Source organism: Spirosoma pomorum, assembly GCF_054776615.1.
In genome coordinates this window covers 228799-245531 of sequence record NZ_BAAHBP010000029.1, presented here as the reverse complement: position 1 = coordinate 245531, position 16733 = coordinate 228799, and the positions used below count along the sequence as shown (strand labels likewise).

General features: G+C 48.8%; 14 protein-coding genes. 4 read left to right on the top strand and 10 right to left on the bottom strand.

Features of this window, described 5'->3' with window-relative positions:
* Nucleotides 1-27: 27 nt before the first annotated feature.
* Nucleotides 28-579 carry a DUF3575 domain-containing protein gene (locus ACYVAD_RS18530; RefSeq protein WP_461141011.1) on the top strand — a complete coding sequence of 184 codons (552 nt, stop codon included), beginning with the start codon at nucleotides 28-30 and terminating at the stop codon, nucleotides 577-579.
* 156 nt (nucleotides 580-735) lie between these two features.
* Here ACYVAD_RS18530 and ACYVAD_RS18525 read toward each other — a convergent pair whose 3' ends face one another.
* Nucleotides 736-2622 carry a serine hydrolase domain-containing protein gene (locus ACYVAD_RS18525; protein WP_461141010.1) on the bottom strand — a complete coding sequence of 629 codons (1887 nt, stop codon included), beginning with the start codon at nucleotides 2620-2622 and terminating at the stop codon, nucleotides 736-738.
* A 379-nt stretch (nucleotides 2623-3001) separates the two neighbouring features.
* Here ACYVAD_RS18525 and ACYVAD_RS18520 point away from each other — a divergent pair, with 379 nt between their 5' ends.
* On the top strand, nucleotides 3002-4126 hold the full coding sequence (locus ACYVAD_RS18520) for an alpha/beta hydrolase family protein (RefSeq protein WP_461141009.1): 1125 nt from the start codon (nucleotides 3002-3004) through the stop codon (nucleotides 4124-4126).
* A 102-nt stretch (nucleotides 4127-4228) separates the two neighbouring features.
* Here ACYVAD_RS18520 and ACYVAD_RS18515 read toward each other — a convergent pair whose 3' ends face one another.
* Nucleotides 4229-4471 carry a hypothetical protein gene (locus ACYVAD_RS18515; protein ID WP_461141008.1) on the bottom strand — a complete coding sequence of 81 codons (243 nt, stop codon included), beginning with the start codon at nucleotides 4469-4471 and terminating at the stop codon, nucleotides 4229-4231.
* A 624-nt stretch (nucleotides 4472-5095) separates the two neighbouring features.
* Here ACYVAD_RS18515 and ACYVAD_RS18510 point away from each other — a divergent pair.
* Entirely contained in the window at nucleotides 5096-5533 is a 438-nt protein-coding gene (locus ACYVAD_RS18510; protein ID WP_461141007.1) for a hypothetical protein, read from the top strand.
* A 165-nt stretch (nucleotides 5534-5698) separates the two neighbouring features.
* Here the strand turns inward: ACYVAD_RS18510 and ACYVAD_RS18505 are convergent, their stop codons facing one another.
* The 4 genes from ACYVAD_RS18505 to ACYVAD_RS18490 all read right to left on the bottom strand — a co-directional run bounded on the left by ACYVAD_RS18505 (nucleotide 5699) and on the right by ACYVAD_RS18490 (nucleotide 8954).
* Complete coding sequence (locus tag ACYVAD_RS18505; RefSeq protein ID WP_461141006.1) at nucleotides 5699-6328, bottom strand: cysteine hydrolase family protein; 630 nt, start codon at nucleotides 6326-6328, stop codon at nucleotides 5699-5701.
* 394 nt (nucleotides 6329-6722) lie between these two features.
* The gene (locus tag ACYVAD_RS18500) at nucleotides 6723-7838 is read right to left on the bottom strand and encodes an acyltransferase family protein (protein ID WP_461141005.1); all 1116 of its coding nucleotides are present in this window, start codon (nucleotides 7836-7838) and stop codon (nucleotides 6723-6725) included.
* A 313-nt stretch (nucleotides 7839-8151) separates the two neighbouring features.
* Nucleotides 8152-8553 carry a response regulator gene (locus ACYVAD_RS18495; protein ID WP_461141004.1) on the bottom strand — a complete coding sequence of 134 codons (402 nt, stop codon included), beginning with the start codon at nucleotides 8551-8553 and terminating at the stop codon, nucleotides 8152-8154.
* A 140-nt stretch (nucleotides 8554-8693) separates the two neighbouring features.
* Nucleotides 8694-8954 carry a YgaP-like transmembrane domain gene (locus tag ACYVAD_RS18490; protein WP_461141003.1) on the bottom strand — a complete coding sequence of 87 codons (261 nt, stop codon included), beginning with the start codon at nucleotides 8952-8954 and terminating at the stop codon, nucleotides 8694-8696.
* A gap of 777 nt (nucleotides 8955-9731) precedes the next feature.
* On the opposite strand from ACYVAD_RS18490, the gene ACYVAD_RS18485 reads away from it, so the two are divergent.
* On the top strand, nucleotides 9732-10121 hold the full coding sequence (locus ACYVAD_RS18485; protein WP_461141002.1) for a hypothetical protein: 390 nt from the start codon (nucleotides 9732-9734) through the stop codon (nucleotides 10119-10121).
* A gap of 185 nt (nucleotides 10122-10306) precedes the next feature.
* Here ACYVAD_RS18485 and ACYVAD_RS18480 read toward each other — a convergent pair whose 3' ends face one another.
* The 4 genes from ACYVAD_RS18480 to ACYVAD_RS18465 are packed head-to-tail and all read right to left on the bottom strand — an operon-like array spanning nucleotide 10307 to nucleotide 16730.
* Complete coding sequence (locus tag ACYVAD_RS18480) at nucleotides 10307-11914, bottom strand: hypothetical protein (RefSeq protein WP_461141001.1); 1608 nt, start codon at nucleotides 11912-11914, stop codon at nucleotides 10307-10309.
* Nucleotides 11911-13770, bottom strand: coding sequence for a glycosyltransferase family 2 protein (locus tag ACYVAD_RS18475; protein WP_461141000.1), 1860 nt, complete (start codon nucleotides 13768-13770; stop codon nucleotides 11911-11913). The genes ACYVAD_RS18480 and ACYVAD_RS18475 overlap by 4 nt, the downstream gene beginning before the upstream one ends.
* 3 nt (nucleotides 13771-13773) lie before the next feature.
* Nucleotides 13774-14613 carry a hypothetical protein gene (locus tag ACYVAD_RS18470; protein ID WP_461140999.1) on the bottom strand — a complete coding sequence of 280 codons (840 nt, stop codon included), beginning with the start codon at nucleotides 14611-14613 and terminating at the stop codon, nucleotides 13774-13776.
* Nucleotides 14614-14615: 2 nt separating this feature from the next.
* On the bottom strand, nucleotides 14616-16730 hold the full coding sequence (locus tag ACYVAD_RS18465) for a cellulose biosynthesis cyclic di-GMP-binding regulatory protein BcsB (RefSeq protein WP_461140998.1): 2115 nt from the start codon (nucleotides 16728-16730) through the stop codon (nucleotides 14616-14618).
* Between the last annotated feature and the right edge of the window lie 3 nt (nucleotides 16731-16733).

The following is a 16733-nucleotide window of genomic DNA, read 5'->3' as shown; positions in this document are numbered from 1 at the left end:
GTTGTTAAACAGCAAACTATGCACTATATGCGATCTATTTTTACCCTGTTGCTAACGGTCATCACACATGTAGCCTGTAGCCAGGTGATAATTAAAACGAATCTACTATACCCTATAGTTAGAGGGGGATCTCTTGCTCTGGAAGCAGCGACTTCTGAACACTCTTCGATCAATTTATATGCGGCTTTTGGTTCGGACGGTGCTTTAGCCTTCGCCGACGCTTATAAGTTTCAGAACCTGATTGTAGAAAAACGATTCTACCGAAAGTCAGCCAGCGTTTTTCAGGGTGCGTATTTGGCTCCCTATGCTAAATACATGCACCGCCAAATCTACGTAGAAGGTTCTTCCAGTTGGCTGGTTCCCATTAGAGGCCGAGATTCAAATGGGCATTCGTTGGGCTTCGGTACAACGGTGGGTTTACAGATCCCCAACAGATTCATTAAACGAACATTTATCGATGCGTTTTTGGGCGGAGGGTATCTGTTCTACTTAGATGAAACTGACGCCAAAAACCCTGGGCAAAGTCGATTTGGTCATGTCGATTTGCGAACTGGCCTATCATTTGGCTATATGTTCTGAGAGGAGTTTTACAGTATAGAGCTACAGGTTCTTATGAAAAAGGCCTACGTCACCTTCATAAGAACCTGTAAATAGACCTGGTTTACTAACAGCAATTCCTTTAATTCCAGTATAGCCAGACTCATTAAGTGGAAAACTTGGCTTTGGATACCTGCCTTACGACCAGGTTTGGAACCCAATCATGCCCCAAGCTCCCATGTAGCCCACCACCAACAAGGCTGTCCCAACGGCCATACTCATAAAAATCAGGTCAGCTCGACATGAAACCAGCTTCCGGCTGCGGAGCAAACCCAACAAAGCACTCAAGGCAGCCACTGGCCCCAGCAGGGACGTAATAAAAACCGTGATTGACAGTGGCGAAACGACGCCTAACTCATCACCACCACTATCTAACCCAATAACCATCACTAGGTATGATAACGCATACACAAACAGACTGACCCGCACCGGCAGGGCACTCAACCGACGACCTTTTCGTCGCAACCAGACCAAGCGAATGAGCCAGCCAATACCGAGCAACAAGCAGAGTCCTAAGACCAATAGCGAAAAGTAGCCGAGCAGTACGGGTAGCCAGGCACCTACCATTGATGTTTTTGTGGCCGTGTTTGCCAGTAAACCGGCCCCGAAGGAGCGGACCAGGACCGGTTCGTTCTTGTCGTTTTGTACTAATGTGAGCTCCGGCGTATAGCCACCTTTCGCTAGCCGAAGGGCCCGGTTGGGAGCGATGGGTAGCAGGCGTACGGGTTCGCTTCCGACGCCATCATGCAGTATTAACTGTTCTCCTTCTTTATCGATGTGCACGAGTTCAGTTAATCCCAGAAACCAGCCCGTCAGTGCCTGTCGAAAATTACTCGGCCGGTAATAGCCTACCCACTTGTCTTGTTGGGACATTGACAAAGGGTACTCGGGCGGGAGTTGCGGGGGAACGTTTTGCATCACCAGCGTCAAAACAGCGTTTTTGAGCTGGCTAAAGCCGGGACCGTCGGTATTGGTCAGGACAATGATGCCCCGGTTCAGCGCCGACTGGTAGAGATAGTGGGCTCGCAGACCAACCCCAGCTCCGTCATGGCCATGCAACAGGTGCCCCTGATAAGACGTGGTGAAGTTATTCAGCCCGTAGCCCTGTTTAGAACCAGACCGGGCGGCCAAGGTGGTAGTAGGCGTTTCCATCCGATCGACCATAGCAGCAGAAAGGAACTGCTGTCCCCGGTACGTCCCCCGGCCCATCAGCATCTGCACAAAAGGCATTAGCTCCAGCGCCGACACATTGAGTCCACCCGTAGGTCTGGCCAATAGGTACCAGTAGGGGGCTTCCTGCTGGTCATTCCCCTGATAACCGGTGGCCAGATCGGTTAAAGCCGCTCCATCGCGGTGAAAAGTAGCCCGGTCCATGCCCAGGGGGATGAAGATGCGCTGTCGCACGAACGACTCGAACTCTTGCCCCATTTTCTTTTCAATCAGGCGGGCTACCACAGGCGGGCCCGCATTGCTGTAAGCCATGAACGTAGCGGGTCGCCAGCGGGCCCGGCGGGATTGTGGCGCAATAGTGAGTCCTTCTTGCAGCGAGATGGTGGGGTTGTTGTAAGCGTAGGCTTTCATTGACCAGTCGTCGAAGCCCGCTGTGTGCTCCAGCAGATGGGCTACGCGAATCGGGTCGGTAGCTTCCCAGGAATTATCAATATCAATTTCAGGAGCCAGTTTTTTCACTTCGTCGGTCAGCGCCAGCTTCCCTTGTTGAACCAGCATCAGGGTCGCAACGGCCACCATACTCTTGGTAATGGAGGCAACTGGAAAGAGGGTGTTGGCGGTAACGGGCGCTTTGGATCTGATGTTTCTCAACCCAGCATTACGTTGGTAAAGCAGCGAGTCTTTGGTAAAAACCAGTACCTGCAACCCCGGAATTTTATCGGCTTTCTGAATGCTATCAATCTGATGGGTTAGTTTGTCAACGGGGATACGGTGCCCCGATTGCTGCGCGGTAGCGCCTAAACAGGCCGTCAACAGCAGCACGCTGGTCAGGAATGGAGTTAGCCGACTAGGCATAGAGGAGAACGCTTTTTTAAACTCTGTGTGGACAGGACTATACTACTTAACCTTTAACGATTAACTAGTTACTGAACAGCACGTTACGTTCGCTATCAGTTGTATTCGGCGAAATATAGCAAATTCAGATTTACCTGGAGATGTTTAACCAGCTAGTGAATCGTTCAGGTAAAATGGTTTGATTTATCGGCACTCGGAAACGTGTAGACTTTTACGAAGAAATTACCTGCCCAGTAAAACAAAGAATCCCTAAGCTTCTACCCCACGAGCACAGTTTTACTACGTGCTAGCGATTCATATGCAACGTACCAGACACGTCCTTTTCCTCTCTCTATTGTTGATGGGTGTATTTGACGCTAGCCTGCTAGCCCAAAATATAGTGGAACCTAATTATGACGAAGCAAAGGTGCCGGTCTATGCCTTGCCTGATGTATTAACCACCACCTCGAACCTGCCTGTCCGCCATAAGACAACCTGGGAAACTGTGCGACGACCAGAAATCCTCAAACTCTTTGAAGAGCATGTATACGGACAAATCCCGAACGCAGTTGACCAGTTTACCTACTCAGTGAAAAACGAGAAGGCCAGCGCTATGGGCGGCAAAGCGAGCTTGAAAGAAGTCCAGATTGAGGTGACTCACAGCAAAAAGCGGCTTAGAATAAACCTGGTTCTGTTCGTGCCGACTAAGCATAAGGGCCCAGCACCCGTCTTTCTGTTGATCAACAACCGGAGCATTACGAATACGGACCCCACCCGAGCACATAAAAGCGAGTTTTGGCCCGCCGAAACGGTGATTGACAGCGGGTACGCCATTGCCGCTTTTCACGTTAGCGAGCTGGCTCCAGATGATTCGATTGGGTACGTAAACGGTGTGCTTCAACTCTATCCTCAACAGCTGACCGCAGCAAATGGCATGCGGGCCATAGGTGCCTGGGCCTGGGGGGCCAGTCGGGTACTGGATTATTTTAACACGGATCCAGCTATAGATCCGAAAAAAGTAGCCCTTGTTGGTCATTCCAGGGGTGGCAAAGCAGCTTTATGGGCGGCTGCCCAGGATCAACGTTTTGCGCTGTGCTTTTCGAATTGCTCGGGCAACACAGGGGCGGCCTTATCTCGTCGGCGATTTGGCGAAACCATCCGTCGGATCAACACTACCTTTCCCCACTGGTTTGCCCAGAATTACAAGCGATACAATGACAACGAAGCTGCTTTACCCGTAGACCAGCATATGCTACTGGCCACCATCGCTCCCAGGCCGCTCTACGTAACGAATGCATCGAAGGACCTGTGGGCTGATCCAAGAGGAACCTATTTGTCGATAACGAGTGCCCAGGCGGTGTATGCCTTGTACGGTATCGACGCCAAACTACCCGTTGATCCACCTGGACTAAACCAATCTGTTAGTACGTCTCACATAGGCTACCATATCAGGAAAGGTGACCATGATTTAACGGTTTACGATTGGCAGGCTTTTATCAAATTTGCTCATGCCCATTTAAACTAGTTGGCCCAGTTATGGCAAGGCTCGACTGCTCATAACCGGCCCAACGTTACTCCGTCACAGGGCGGACGTGTACAGCGAATTGTAGTTAGCGTTGAACAGCTATTAACTACGTTCTAAATCCGGAGGAATGACGATCTCGATGTGACAATGGTTGAAATACTCTTTCGCTCGTTTGAGACTTAAGAACAAGTCACCCTCTATTTTACGTAACCCATTGCTTAACAAATAGATATGCTTTGCCCTACCCTTCTCCTTCTGGCTAATGATCGAGGTAATGGTACCCTTGGCTAACTGCTGTTCAGGCGTCGTATAATAGACAATATCACCCACAAAAAATTCAAACATATTTGCTGAGAAACCAGGGGATGGCGTTGCCTTGTCTCATACGAATAAAACAATCTTTTATTCCTACAAATTCTGTTTATGGGCCTACTAGCACTAAATTTCCAGTAATAATTTTCATAACAACAAATAAGTACCAAATCAGATTTTGCGTGAGTTACCAAGACGGGGTTCTCCCAGATTGTGGCTTTGAAAGGCGCGTGGATGATCGTTTCTGACTGTATCAGCCCAAAGCTTACCGAGCGCCCTATACGTAAGGCGATGTCATCAATAAGGCTGGCAAACTGACTTTATCGTCCGTTCCCTCAATAGACTACTAAATGGCTTACAACCGCCAGAACTTTACCTCATTTCTTACAGAGCCAGAGTCTACCGTTAACCTTTTCACTTGTTTATTCTTTGTACGTAGAGAACAGAACCAGTAATCAAAGTCAGCTCACCGACTTGTTTGTTTATCAATAAATAACATCCAGAGTCCCTTGGATCGATCAAGTATGGAGCTCTTATTTTCCTCCCCACTTATTGCATTGCTACTTTTGTGACTGAAAGTAGTAAGGGAGCGGCTCGCTGGGTTTGTGAATTAACAAAAGCTTGTAGCGAGTCCGAATATCCAGGTTAAACGAAATTATGCAATCCTATTCAACCCCAGAAGGCATCGTTCGCATTGAACGAATGAACAAGAACTTTACCAAATATCATTTAGGCGGTGGCCGGGTGCTGCATCATTTTACATCGGCTAACGACGAGTTATTTCATGACCATCCGTGGCCGTTTCGCAGTACCATCTTATCGGGCGGCTATGTTGAAATTGTCGCCGAGCCATGCGACGATGGAACGTTAGCCCTAACAACAGTCAAGCGCCTGCCAGGAACAACCCACGACGTTCAGGCAGGTACGATACACAAGCTGATTGGATTACTGAAAGGGGATTGCTGGACGATCATTGAACCAGGTAAGCATGAGCGGAAGTCCGGCTTCTACAAGGCGGATGAAGATGGAGTCTGGCATCGCTTCTGGGATCAGCGAAAATGGACGCTGATCCTGCCCGTATTGAAGACAGCGTAAAACATAACCCTCCCAAACAGGCTGTCAAGCGATATTTAGATCAATCCATTAGCCTGTAATTGGAGCCATTACGGGCCTATTAGCTATGTTCGGGCGGGAAACCGCGCGGTGGCCGATAGGCCCGTAATTGTTTAATGAATCTCCCAATAGTCTGATTATTTCTCGTCAAATATGGCCGTCTGTATCGCCTTGCTCATTCAGTAGCATATGGTCCAAATTAAGCTTGGCGGAGGGCGTGGTGTCAGCCTTCAATACCCGCTGCATATACGAGAGACACTGTTGTGTTTGGTCTTTTGAACAAGCAGCTATGCAATCAGCTGGTATAGACAACGTAAAATCCCGCAGGAAAGCGTCCTGAGCCGTAAACTGCACACAAACATCAGCGCTCATCCCCGTCAGGATTAGGTGTTCGGTACTCAAATAGGTTAGTAGCAGCTCTAATGGGGTCGCGAAGAAAGCCGAATGTTTTGGCTTGAGCACTACGTAATCGTCCTCCTGAGGCCGAAGCAATTCAACAATAGGCTGACCACGTACCCCATCGTGCAGACAGTGTTCTACTAACGCATTTAGGTCAGAGCGCCAGTGCCCAAAATTGTCATTGGTATAAATGACGGGAATTCCCTTCTGGCTAGCCTGCTCCTTGAGGGCAGTAATGCAGGTGGCAGCCCGGAGCGCCGGCGGCAACAGTTCGGGGCCTCCAGCAAACTCCAGGTCATTGATCATATCGATGATTAGCATGGCAACCCGACAAGAATCGGGAGCGTTACCGTGCAGGGTTGAACTAATTGTCTTCATTAGTCGAGGTAACTAGCTAAATGGATCTGTGGCTTGTCTTCTTACCTACCCTATGAGGCAACGGTACGCTTTTGTAATCGGTAGTCTTAATGCCTAAAAACACGACCGGCTGACTACTAACACGGATTAGTAGTGGGCTTACAATCGCTTTTTTTGCATTGAACATCAGCAAATTAAATAGAAAAATAGAGAACGACTTTGTGAGATCGCTCTCTATTTTCGTTTGACTGGGAGACTGGTATTTTGCTGCGAACTCGATCTTGATTCCTCTGCTCACCTGCTGGCAACGCTCTTAACAGCAGCTACACAACATCCTTTTCGAAAATGCTGCCTGAGTAGGTGGGAACTTAGACATTATGCTGTGCTCTTCTTTTGGTGATCGTTGCCCTTGGCGTTATACCTTCAGCTTTTTCCGAAGCCAGGCCCGTACCGGCTCATCGTATAGCTTTAAACTGGTGTACGCCAACACGATAGCGCCTGAAAAGGTAAGCAGCGCGTAAGGCCAAGCTTGCCCCAACGTAATACCACTGTGATTGCTTACCCAGGCTACGTAAAAATAGACAAGTACGTAATGGGTCATGTACAAGGGATAAGAGAGGTCGCCCAGGAACTGACAGATTTTAACTTCCCTCTGACTACGCACTACCCCACTCGCCCCCATGTAGACAACGAGCGGAAAAATAACGATGATGCAAAACGCTTCATACAAACCATTCATCCAGAGATGATCGGCACCGCCTATTCTTGGCATCAGTAAAACGGCCACAACCAGCAAACTACACCACGCGAAAGCATTTTTGATGTGGGCAGGCCGATACACACGCGATAAAAGCAGACCGGCAAAAAAAGGAAATATGGTACGCGTTATTCCAACGCGCATGTGTTCAGCGTTTAATGTCCAGCCACCGGTAACGTCTCCATTTGGGTTCGTAACCGCAAAATGCAAAAGCACTGCACCGGCCAACACGACAAACCAAGCCAATGCCTTATTCGATAATTTCCTCAATCCTAGTGCGTAAAGAATATTGGCTATATACTCAAAAAACAGTGACCAGCCGACACTGTTGAGCGGATGCATTTCTTGCCAGCCGCGAATATCCATTGACAGAGGTATGGGCATGAGCGTGTAACCTATCAGCATAACAACGATCAGCTTCCATATTGGAACAGTATGAATGAGCGGCCATATAGTTGAATCGGTAAAGTAAAAGCCTATAGCACCGAGGGTCATCCCCAGTACGACGAGTGGTTGCAGCCGTTCGAACCGACGCCGAAGAAAGCCGCCAATGGTCAACTTGCCCCACCTGTCGTCGTAGGCGTAACCGATAACAAAGCCGGATAAGAGAAAGAAAAAATCAACCGCCAGATAACCGTGATTGATTACGTTGTCAAGGCGGCTTTTGGCAAGCGGCTCGGCCAGGTGAAAAAACACTACGACAATAGCTGCCACGCCCCGAAGTCCATCTAACAGTTGATAGTGTGGCTTCGTGCCAAGTTTGTTATCGTTCATTAAAGGCTGGAAATTGGGTACTACACGCCAGCTTAGTCAGGGAATGGATTGACTATAACTATTATTTCTTCTCTGCGATACCGGCGCTTGAGAACATGGCGCTTTCGTCAAATCCGCTCAATATATTTATTTTCCTCTTTACAGCTCACCTCTATTCGGAGATAATGCTTGCCAAAAAACGCAAGAGTAGGTTGACGTGCGGTTGGAGGGATTTTGTCAGGTGGTAAACACCTCTATTGATAGGCTTTAGTTTACTTGTAGCCCATCCGACACGTATGCTGCTGATCATTAAACCTTTATACTACGCTTATTTCTACTCAACAGCGCCCTGATTTAGCTCGAGCCAGTAGCGACAAACCGTTGTTATCGACGCCGACCAAGCGTCTTTTCGCAGAAATGAATTGGCTCCTGATTCATAACAGTCAATAATCTCTTCATCAGTAGCCCCCGCACTCATCATCACGACGGGAACTCGCTTGTATACCGGATGCTGTTTCAATATGGTTAACACTTGATGCCCATCAAAGCCAGGCATATGACGGTCCAGCAGAATTAGGCGGGGCAATTGATTCAACTTGCCCAGCTCCTCTAGGAAAGTCTGCCCATCGGCAAAAAAGCGAGTGGGATGGTCTGGACAATACCGCCTGAAGAGTAAACCAAGAAAGGTTCGATAATCCGTGTTGTCATCAACGATGCAGATCAATCCAGCAATCATACGGCTGTAGCAAGTGGGTATTGAACTGACAACTTCGCCCACCAAGATAACGACGAACAGTTCGATAAAAGTGAGCTAATAGCCCCTCAGTCCTAATCAAGTATGATGCCCCGGCTGATACTCTGGAGTGGGGTTCCGGGTTAGCCCACCTTCTTGCCTAACCGGCTAACAATTGCATGCGCTTTAAGCGAACGGCGCAGCTCTGTACCCTCGAAGGGCTTGTTGACTACTGGCGCCAGAACACACCAGTCGAACAACCCAGCTACCAGCGGCACAATGCCCAGCGTGCGGAGCGTCAATTTATCCGAGGTAGCCAGGCTGCTCGCCACCAGCGTATAGCCCAGGGCAATTCGGGCGGCCCGCCCGACGGGACTAGCAATAAAACCAAGGAAATCGTTCATGTTGAATAAATCAGAAATCATTAATCAGGACTCCTTAAACCTGACAATTGTTTTGGCCTAGCAACTTACAACTCGCTGGTTGAGTGCGTAGCCCGGTCGTTTTAAACGCACCACTATGAGTGGCAATTGCCTGCCCACTCCTTCGTCTCATTTAGTGAGCATCTAATACGAATAAGTAAAGCGCGATTACAAAGTAAAGAGCCTGGGTTCTTAGTCTAGACCAAGCGGGTCGTATTTTGGAGCACTGCGCTTTACGTTATAATTATCTGAGCAGCCAATTCTACCACTGAGTTATGTGGACAAGGGTATCTAGCTTTACTTAAGAGTTAGTGTCGCACTAGCTGATATGCATTGTCAGTATTTCTGAATCCTACCGTTGCTGAAAAGCTAATAGGCTAACACGACTAAGCTGAAGAAGACCGCTTAAATAAGGCGATGTTTTGGTATCATTAGATATACGAAATGACGGGCCCAAGCAAGCTACTAATCACTCAAACGTCCAGTAATTTAGGATGAGTGGCGCAAAACATCTTTGTGCGTCACAAAAACGGGACAAGCTCCAAACATACCATAACTACCTGTATATCAGGACAATTTTTATCAAAAAATAATATTAAGAGCAGACAATTACCTTTCATCAAGCGAAATTGCGTGTTCATTGACGCTTTTTCGCACTTCGTCCGAAATCACTATCAGCCGCCCGTTTACCGCCATAGCTTTGGTTCACCAATCGGCACTAAGCCCCTGGGCTCAATCACCTTCAAGTTGACCATTGCCATGAAAACTGCTGCTACATCCATCCTGACCGCCTTCGCTTTTGTTGTTTCGCTAACCAGCTTCAGTCAGGCTACCCTACCTCTAGATCCCGTTAAACCAGCGGAAACTTACGCCACCAGTTTCTATACCGCCGTCGACGGGCGACTGGTGCTGTCGCTGAAAAAGAACGTTGGCCCGGTGGTTTCGATTCGGCTCAACCAGGCTGACGGGGCTACCCTATTCACTCAGCAGGTAACCAAACGGCAGACCAACACGCAGGTGCGTTTTGACGTGAGTCAACTACCGGATGGGGACTATACGGTGGAAGTATCCGACGGAGCGCGGGTTACAAAGCATCAGGTGCAGCTTAACACACCCCAGGTCGCTAGTCGTCAGATTGCCTTTAAATAAGACGCCTTCTAATCCACTTTTCTCTTCTCTTGACCAACCAGAAAGGCTATCCTTCCATCGAAGGATAGCCTTTCTGGTTTACCGGGTTATGACTGGCTAAGAGGTGAGCTGCTTAAAAATCACCTCACATGACCTAAACCCGAGGCAATTATAATTATTACGTTTAGTCAGCTACGCCTTACTTATCAGTTTGTGGTTGATAACAGGGTGGCCTGGTTTAGTGACAGTCTTTTATTTGCCGGTTTGGTCAAGGAGTAGATCGACCAATCGTTACTTTTCATGACGAGCGAGAGCTGTTGTCCTGTCTTACGCTGTAGACGGCCAATGTATGCTTTGTTTACCATAGAAAACTGCGCTTTGGGCTCATCAGAAACGTTTTGAGTCAATATGTATTGAGTAAATGAATACGGGTTATCTAACGCTGGTAAATAATTCTGCTGATAAACTAATATGAATGGCCGTATACGCTCGGTACGGGCAATGAACGGGTACGCAGTGGCATCGTCTGTCAAAATACGCTTGTCGGCGGGCAATTGCTGAACAAACTGAATTAAGCGGGTGTCGTCGTTTTGTTCAGGATCACTGAGTAGGCTTAGCGTATGCATAAAAGATCGTTCTTCGGCATAGGACGAGTGAAGCTGGTAAAAAGCGCCAACACCGATTTGCACCAGCATCAGGGCGAATGCCAATTCTTTTTTCTGACGTAGTTTCGCGACGGAAATAGTTGTCAATCCTGCCCAACCCAGCATCATAAAGATTTGATAAAACTCAAGCTGTGCCGGTACCAATGGGTCTTTAACGTGCAGAAACTCTACCAGTAGAAGTGGACTAAGCAGCGTCAGTAGTTGATACGTACGACCGCGAAAACTGAGCAGCATCAGCAGCATCAAAGGCGCGTACACCAAACGCCCGAGTGAAATCAGCATTGGCGCATCCGCCTGCGTTACGTCCGTAGGCGAGCCGGCAAATTGCTGACGAAAAAGCTGATCTGTTATGACACTGCTATTGGCATAAGGGTTTTCGAGAAAATAGCGAGAATCACCGGTGTACACGCGATTAAGCAGGCTAAAAACAACCAAACTGACCAGCGGCAGCATAAACAATAGTATCGCCAAGGCAAGGGATTTATTGATCAGTTTACGACGGAGCGAGATATTGTTGAAGGCGAGTCCCAGTCGAAGCAGCGTATCTTCACCCCGCAATGACAAACTTTGCAACGAGATAAAAAGAATCAGGGGAAGCAGAAACAAACACAACCAAGCGAAATCAACTTCACTGAAGACCAGACCAAGTAAAAAAAGGCTTGCCATCGATACGTGGTAAGTCGTGTTCGACTGGTAGTACATTAAGAGGCTACGGAAGAACAAATAGCCAAAGAGCAACACCGTGTATGTACTCTGCCCCGATACCGCCGTGAACACCAATCCCGGATGGAAAGCAAAGGAAAGACCGGTACCCACCTGAATTAAAACAGGAATGTTCCGCAGCCGCTGATCATCAACAACTAGGAAAAACAGAAGGGCCATGCCAAGCGACGAGGCAATAACCGGCCCCAGCAACGGCATGAACGCACTGAACGGTAGGCTGAAAAAGAAAGAAAATATGGGAAAGGTTAGTCCGAGTACAGACACTTTATCCCCCACGCCTTGCCAAACAATCAGTGCTTTTTCGGTCAGGAATAATGCTTCAGTTGTATGAAATCCTACGCGTTGACCATTTATAGCCAATACGATGTAATAAATCGCCAACACCAGAGCTATTCCGATGAGTGGTCGTCGGGAATAGGCTGTCATGATTTAGTCGCGATAGCGTTGGTTTTACTCAGGCCGTGATTTGTCTTCTCCCAATAAAATGGTTTCGTAATCAGCTGCCATAGTCCTTTGTAGGCAGCAATCGAATGCATAAGCCAGTAAATGGGATTGAGCAGAGCAAACCAGATCAGCTCGTAAAAACGGCGTTTAAACACCGCCAGCATGTTAATGTATATCATCAACATGTTTCCCGCGATTAAATTAAAGGTCGAGATGTATAATACCCAGTCCGGGAAGAACGATCGAATGGATCTTAGATCGAATATCAGATACGTCAGAAAAAAGGCTAACAGCACCGGATATAAAAGAAACGTCATTGATGTAGCGCCGATAAAAAAATTGAAGCCAATAAAGCCACGCCATCCGATTTTCCCGATCAACCGACGCGGATCACGCATGTGAACCAGGTAGGTCTGCATGTACCCCTTGATCCATCGTGACCGCTGCCGAATCCAGTTGAACGGTTCGTTATTAGCTTCCTCGTACGTGGTGGAATTGACGATGGCCACTTTGTACCCTTTAGCGAACGCTCGCACGCCCAGATCGGCATCTTCCGTTACGTTAAAAGGGTCCCACCCACCCAACTCTCGCAGCATATCGAGCTTGAAGTGATTGCTAGTTCCGCCCAACGGAATGGGAATATCGAGCGTGCCCAGCCCCGGCAGCATGTAATCAAACCAGTAACTGTACTCAAGCGTGAACATCCGCGTGAGTATGTTCTCGTTCCGGTTGAAATAGTTGAGCGCCCCTTGCAGACAGATAAAGTTTGCGGGCAGCTTATTGAACAGAAAAACCGTCTTCTTTAGCTGATCAGCGTCGGGGATATCCTCAGCGTCGTAGATTGTCAGAAACTTCCCGCGCGAAAAATGCAGGCCGTAATTACAGGCCTTCGGTTTGGTTTTCGGCATGTGAAACGGCACGACAATTACTTCAAAGTTAGCCGGGAAGTCGAGCGCCCGAACAGCGTTGAGGGTTTTATCGTCATCCTCCTCGATCAGTAGCTTCACGTCCAGCTTTTCGATGGGATAGTCAAGATTTTGCAGGTTCCAGATCAGTTTCCGGATCAGCTTGTCTTCCTTGTATACCGGCAGTTGAATCGTATAAATTGGTAAATCTGCGTTACGTACCTGCCCGACTTCTTCTTTTGTAACGGCCTGAAACAGCTCAAATCGGGACCCAACCAGCGCCAGAAATAACTTAAAACTGATCGATACTAGAAAAAACGTGCTCATCAGAATATTGATGGCGATGGTCGTTTCAACAAAGTTGAGACACAGCAGCGTAATGATGACCGCGATCGCGCTGAAGATGACAATCAGTTGCCGGTTCGTAAACGTTACCAGAGCCGAGCTTTCCGGATCGCGCTGCACCAAGTCAAAAACCGCCTTTTTGACGTACGGCTCTCCCAGCAGCTTATGACTTAGCCAGATAATGTCAAGGTCCGAGGCTGGCAGGATGTCCAATGGCAACCCAAACGTTTCACTCACGAGGGCCTTATACGTTTCATCGGTAGGATCGGCCATAGCCACTACCACGTGACCTTTATCGATCCGAAGCGGCATGCCCAGGAAACGATCAGCGACGCGCAGATCTAGCCGGTTGACAACGTTCATATCATACTCCTCTGCCCGAATATCCACTATTGGAAAGCCGCGATCAGCCAATAGCCGCTCGTACTGCTTGCGGGCCAGATAAGAATAGTTGAGCAGAATCTTGACGGATGCAAAGCCCGTCTCGCGTTGAAAGCGGGTTAACCGGGCTACTTGTATTGGTTTTAATAAGCCGTCGCTGAGTAACCAGTCTGTGAGGGTTTGCGATGTTTGCGTCGTAGCCTGCATGAATTAAAAGCGGATAACGGAGGTAAGTGAAAAGCCACTACCAATACCGACGTTACGTCCATAAACATCGGTATAGACGTTGGCATACAACCAGTTGTTGCCACCTAGCTGTCGCCCGTAGCCTATTGTTGCCTTCGCGAATCGAAAATCCGTATTGACCGTTGGGTTGACGGGATTCAGCTCGCGAAACATGTTGCTGTATGAGATCAGTCCGCTCAGTTCACCGGTCAACACGTTTTTAGGCGATACGTACCAGCCGAAAGTGGCCAGCATAGTGGCCTGATTAACGGGACGCGGCCCAACCTTAAAAAATCGGCGTAAGCCAACTTCCGTATTGAAATAAGCATCCCGCTTTGCCAGCTTCAGGCTCCCGGCATAGAGTAGCTTGGCTTCCGCCCCACTACTGGCATAACCCAGGTACGGTATCTTGGTCGCGTTTTGATAGAGGGGAACGACACCTATGGCTTGCAAGGATAGATAGCGTCGGTTGTTTACGTTGAGCAGATTGTAGCGCAGCCCCAGTTCAAGATCAGTCAGTCCACTGTTTCGATTATCCTGCCGTTCACTTTTGTACTGATTAGCCGCAAATGGTAGGGTACAAACCATCGTTAACCGGTTCGAGAGCCCATACTCGCCATAGAGCCGCACACTGACCGATTGAAATTTCCCGTTGTCGCCAAATGCCTCAACCGGTCCGGTGGGCTGCCAGTATTTGGAGGCCTGGTAATAATAGAGGCCCGGTACAAACATGAATCGGTGCTTCGGCTGTGGCCAGGCTGACCGAGGGCCACCACAAACGGTAATGCTGACGAGCAGCAGTAACGGAGAGAGTAGACGATGCATGATTAGTTATCGAAAAGGGCCTGCGACATTCTCACTTTTGACCGTACGTACAGGAAGGCCAGCAGTACCAGCACCAGTAAGCCCCCCAGAACGTACAGGTTATAGCGGCTCCACCAGTCACGAGCGTAGTCAGTCCGATCGTAGTAGTCAACGTTTGAGCTGTCTTCGGTCAGATTGAACATGAAGTGATTCGATCCCGCCGAAATCAGTACGTTACTGGCCTGACTAGAAATCTGATCAGTCAGATGAAGCGCCGTATTGCGCAGTGCATCCGCTGTAGCCGGACCGTTCAGTGACAGCAGCAGCACAGCCCGGTCTTTGTCCCGAAATACCTGAGCGATACCGCAGGCAACGGAGTCAGATACGGCAAACAAGGGTTTACTGGGGTCATCGCCGTAAAGCCGAAAATTGCGATCGAATTGCAATGGAGCGTTTGCCAGACTAGCCCAGAGTGGATCAGCCCGATCAAGCACCGCCAACAGGTTTTCCTCATTCGACAGCTTATAAGCGTTTGATAGGTATACTGGTGGGATAAGTAACGTGCTGGTAGGCCGCAGATTTAACTGCCGAACCAGTTCGCAAACCCCCGGAACAGCCTGTGATACTTGCGATGGACTCACAACTACCGCAAGCGGTTTACTTTGGAAAGCGCCCGGATACTGCAGAAAACTCAGACTTTCTGCTGAATACGCCGTTGTATTATACAGGTAAGACCGCTGTACATCAACTTGTGCAAAGAAGCTCGTGAAGCTGTTTTGACAGATGTTGGTACCCGGGAAAAATCTAAATTCCGCCTGAATCGTGTTATACGGTTTGAGCAGGTACCGTTTTATTTTGGGTGATACCGCAATCAAACCCGACTTGTCAAGCGGGGTACTGCTAAATAATACGTCGTTTATATAAAGGTTCAGAAACCCCCGATCACCAGCCTGTAACCCACTGTAGCGCGCTTCTAAATGCGTTTCCAGTTCATCAGGCTGCTGGCTGAAATCACTGATTCGGAAGTTGTATAATTGGCGTAGCGAACCAATCCCCTGCATTATTACGGACTTCCCTCCTAACTGAGCCAGCGACTGCCGATCCGATAATGGACGCGTGAGCTGAGTCTGTTGAGCTTCACTTACAGCCAGGAATCGGCCAAATGCCGATGCCAGAATGGCGGGGTTACTGACGGCATCAACGGTTTTGGCGTAGCCATCCTGGCCGCCACCCGTCACGTATAGTATTTCCGGTCCTCCTGCCGTAGCGGGCCGCAACGCAAATAAGCCCTGGTGCGCTTGAGGCTGCTGGGGAAGCAGGGAGCGGTAACGAGGGGGCAAACTGGCTAGCTCTCCCACAACAACCAGGTTATTCAGCGAATCAGGGATTTGATTGGCCGCAAACAAGCCAATCGGTTCTGATCGTAACGCAGTCAGTCGGCTATACAATGCGCTTACCAATCGGATATCAGTAGCGCTGGCTGCAGCCGGATATACAATTGCCGTTTTAGCCGCTAAGCAATTCGACAGATTCAGTTTTTGATTGGCGTTATAAGCTGTCTGGTACGTAATGGATGACGCACTACCGACCCGGAGCCATAACGCCGGATTTTCGAGATCCTTGCAGCGGTCATTCGTTATAACCAGTTGCGTTTTAATTTCCACCTGAACAAACGGCGAACCTGCTTCCTGGCTAGCAGACGACAAGGGGATAACGATCGGCGACCCAGCCGGTAACTGACTGACGTTTAAACTCAGGACAGGTTGATTACGTACCAGTACTGTTACCGATGACTGGTTGGACTGCAGCGCTTGTGATGGCGTCAGAAAGAGCTTTAGCGAGCCGCTTTGTAACGTCGCAGTTGGCGGAATACGCAGGTAATAAGTGGCGGTGCTACTCAATCCCTGTAACGCTTGATCCGGGTAGCCGGCCTCGGCAAATGTTAGTCGCGCAGGACCAACCGTTGGTGAGGCCATTCCTGGGGATACGGATGCGGTTGTTGGCTTTTGACCCGTGGAGTTGGCCAGCTGAACGGGAAACTTCCGAGACGATGCTTGTTGACCAAAAGTAGATTGCAGCGTAAGACCCAGCAGAACGAGTAGCAACGCCTGGTATGTCAAGACACGGGGATACAGCATAAA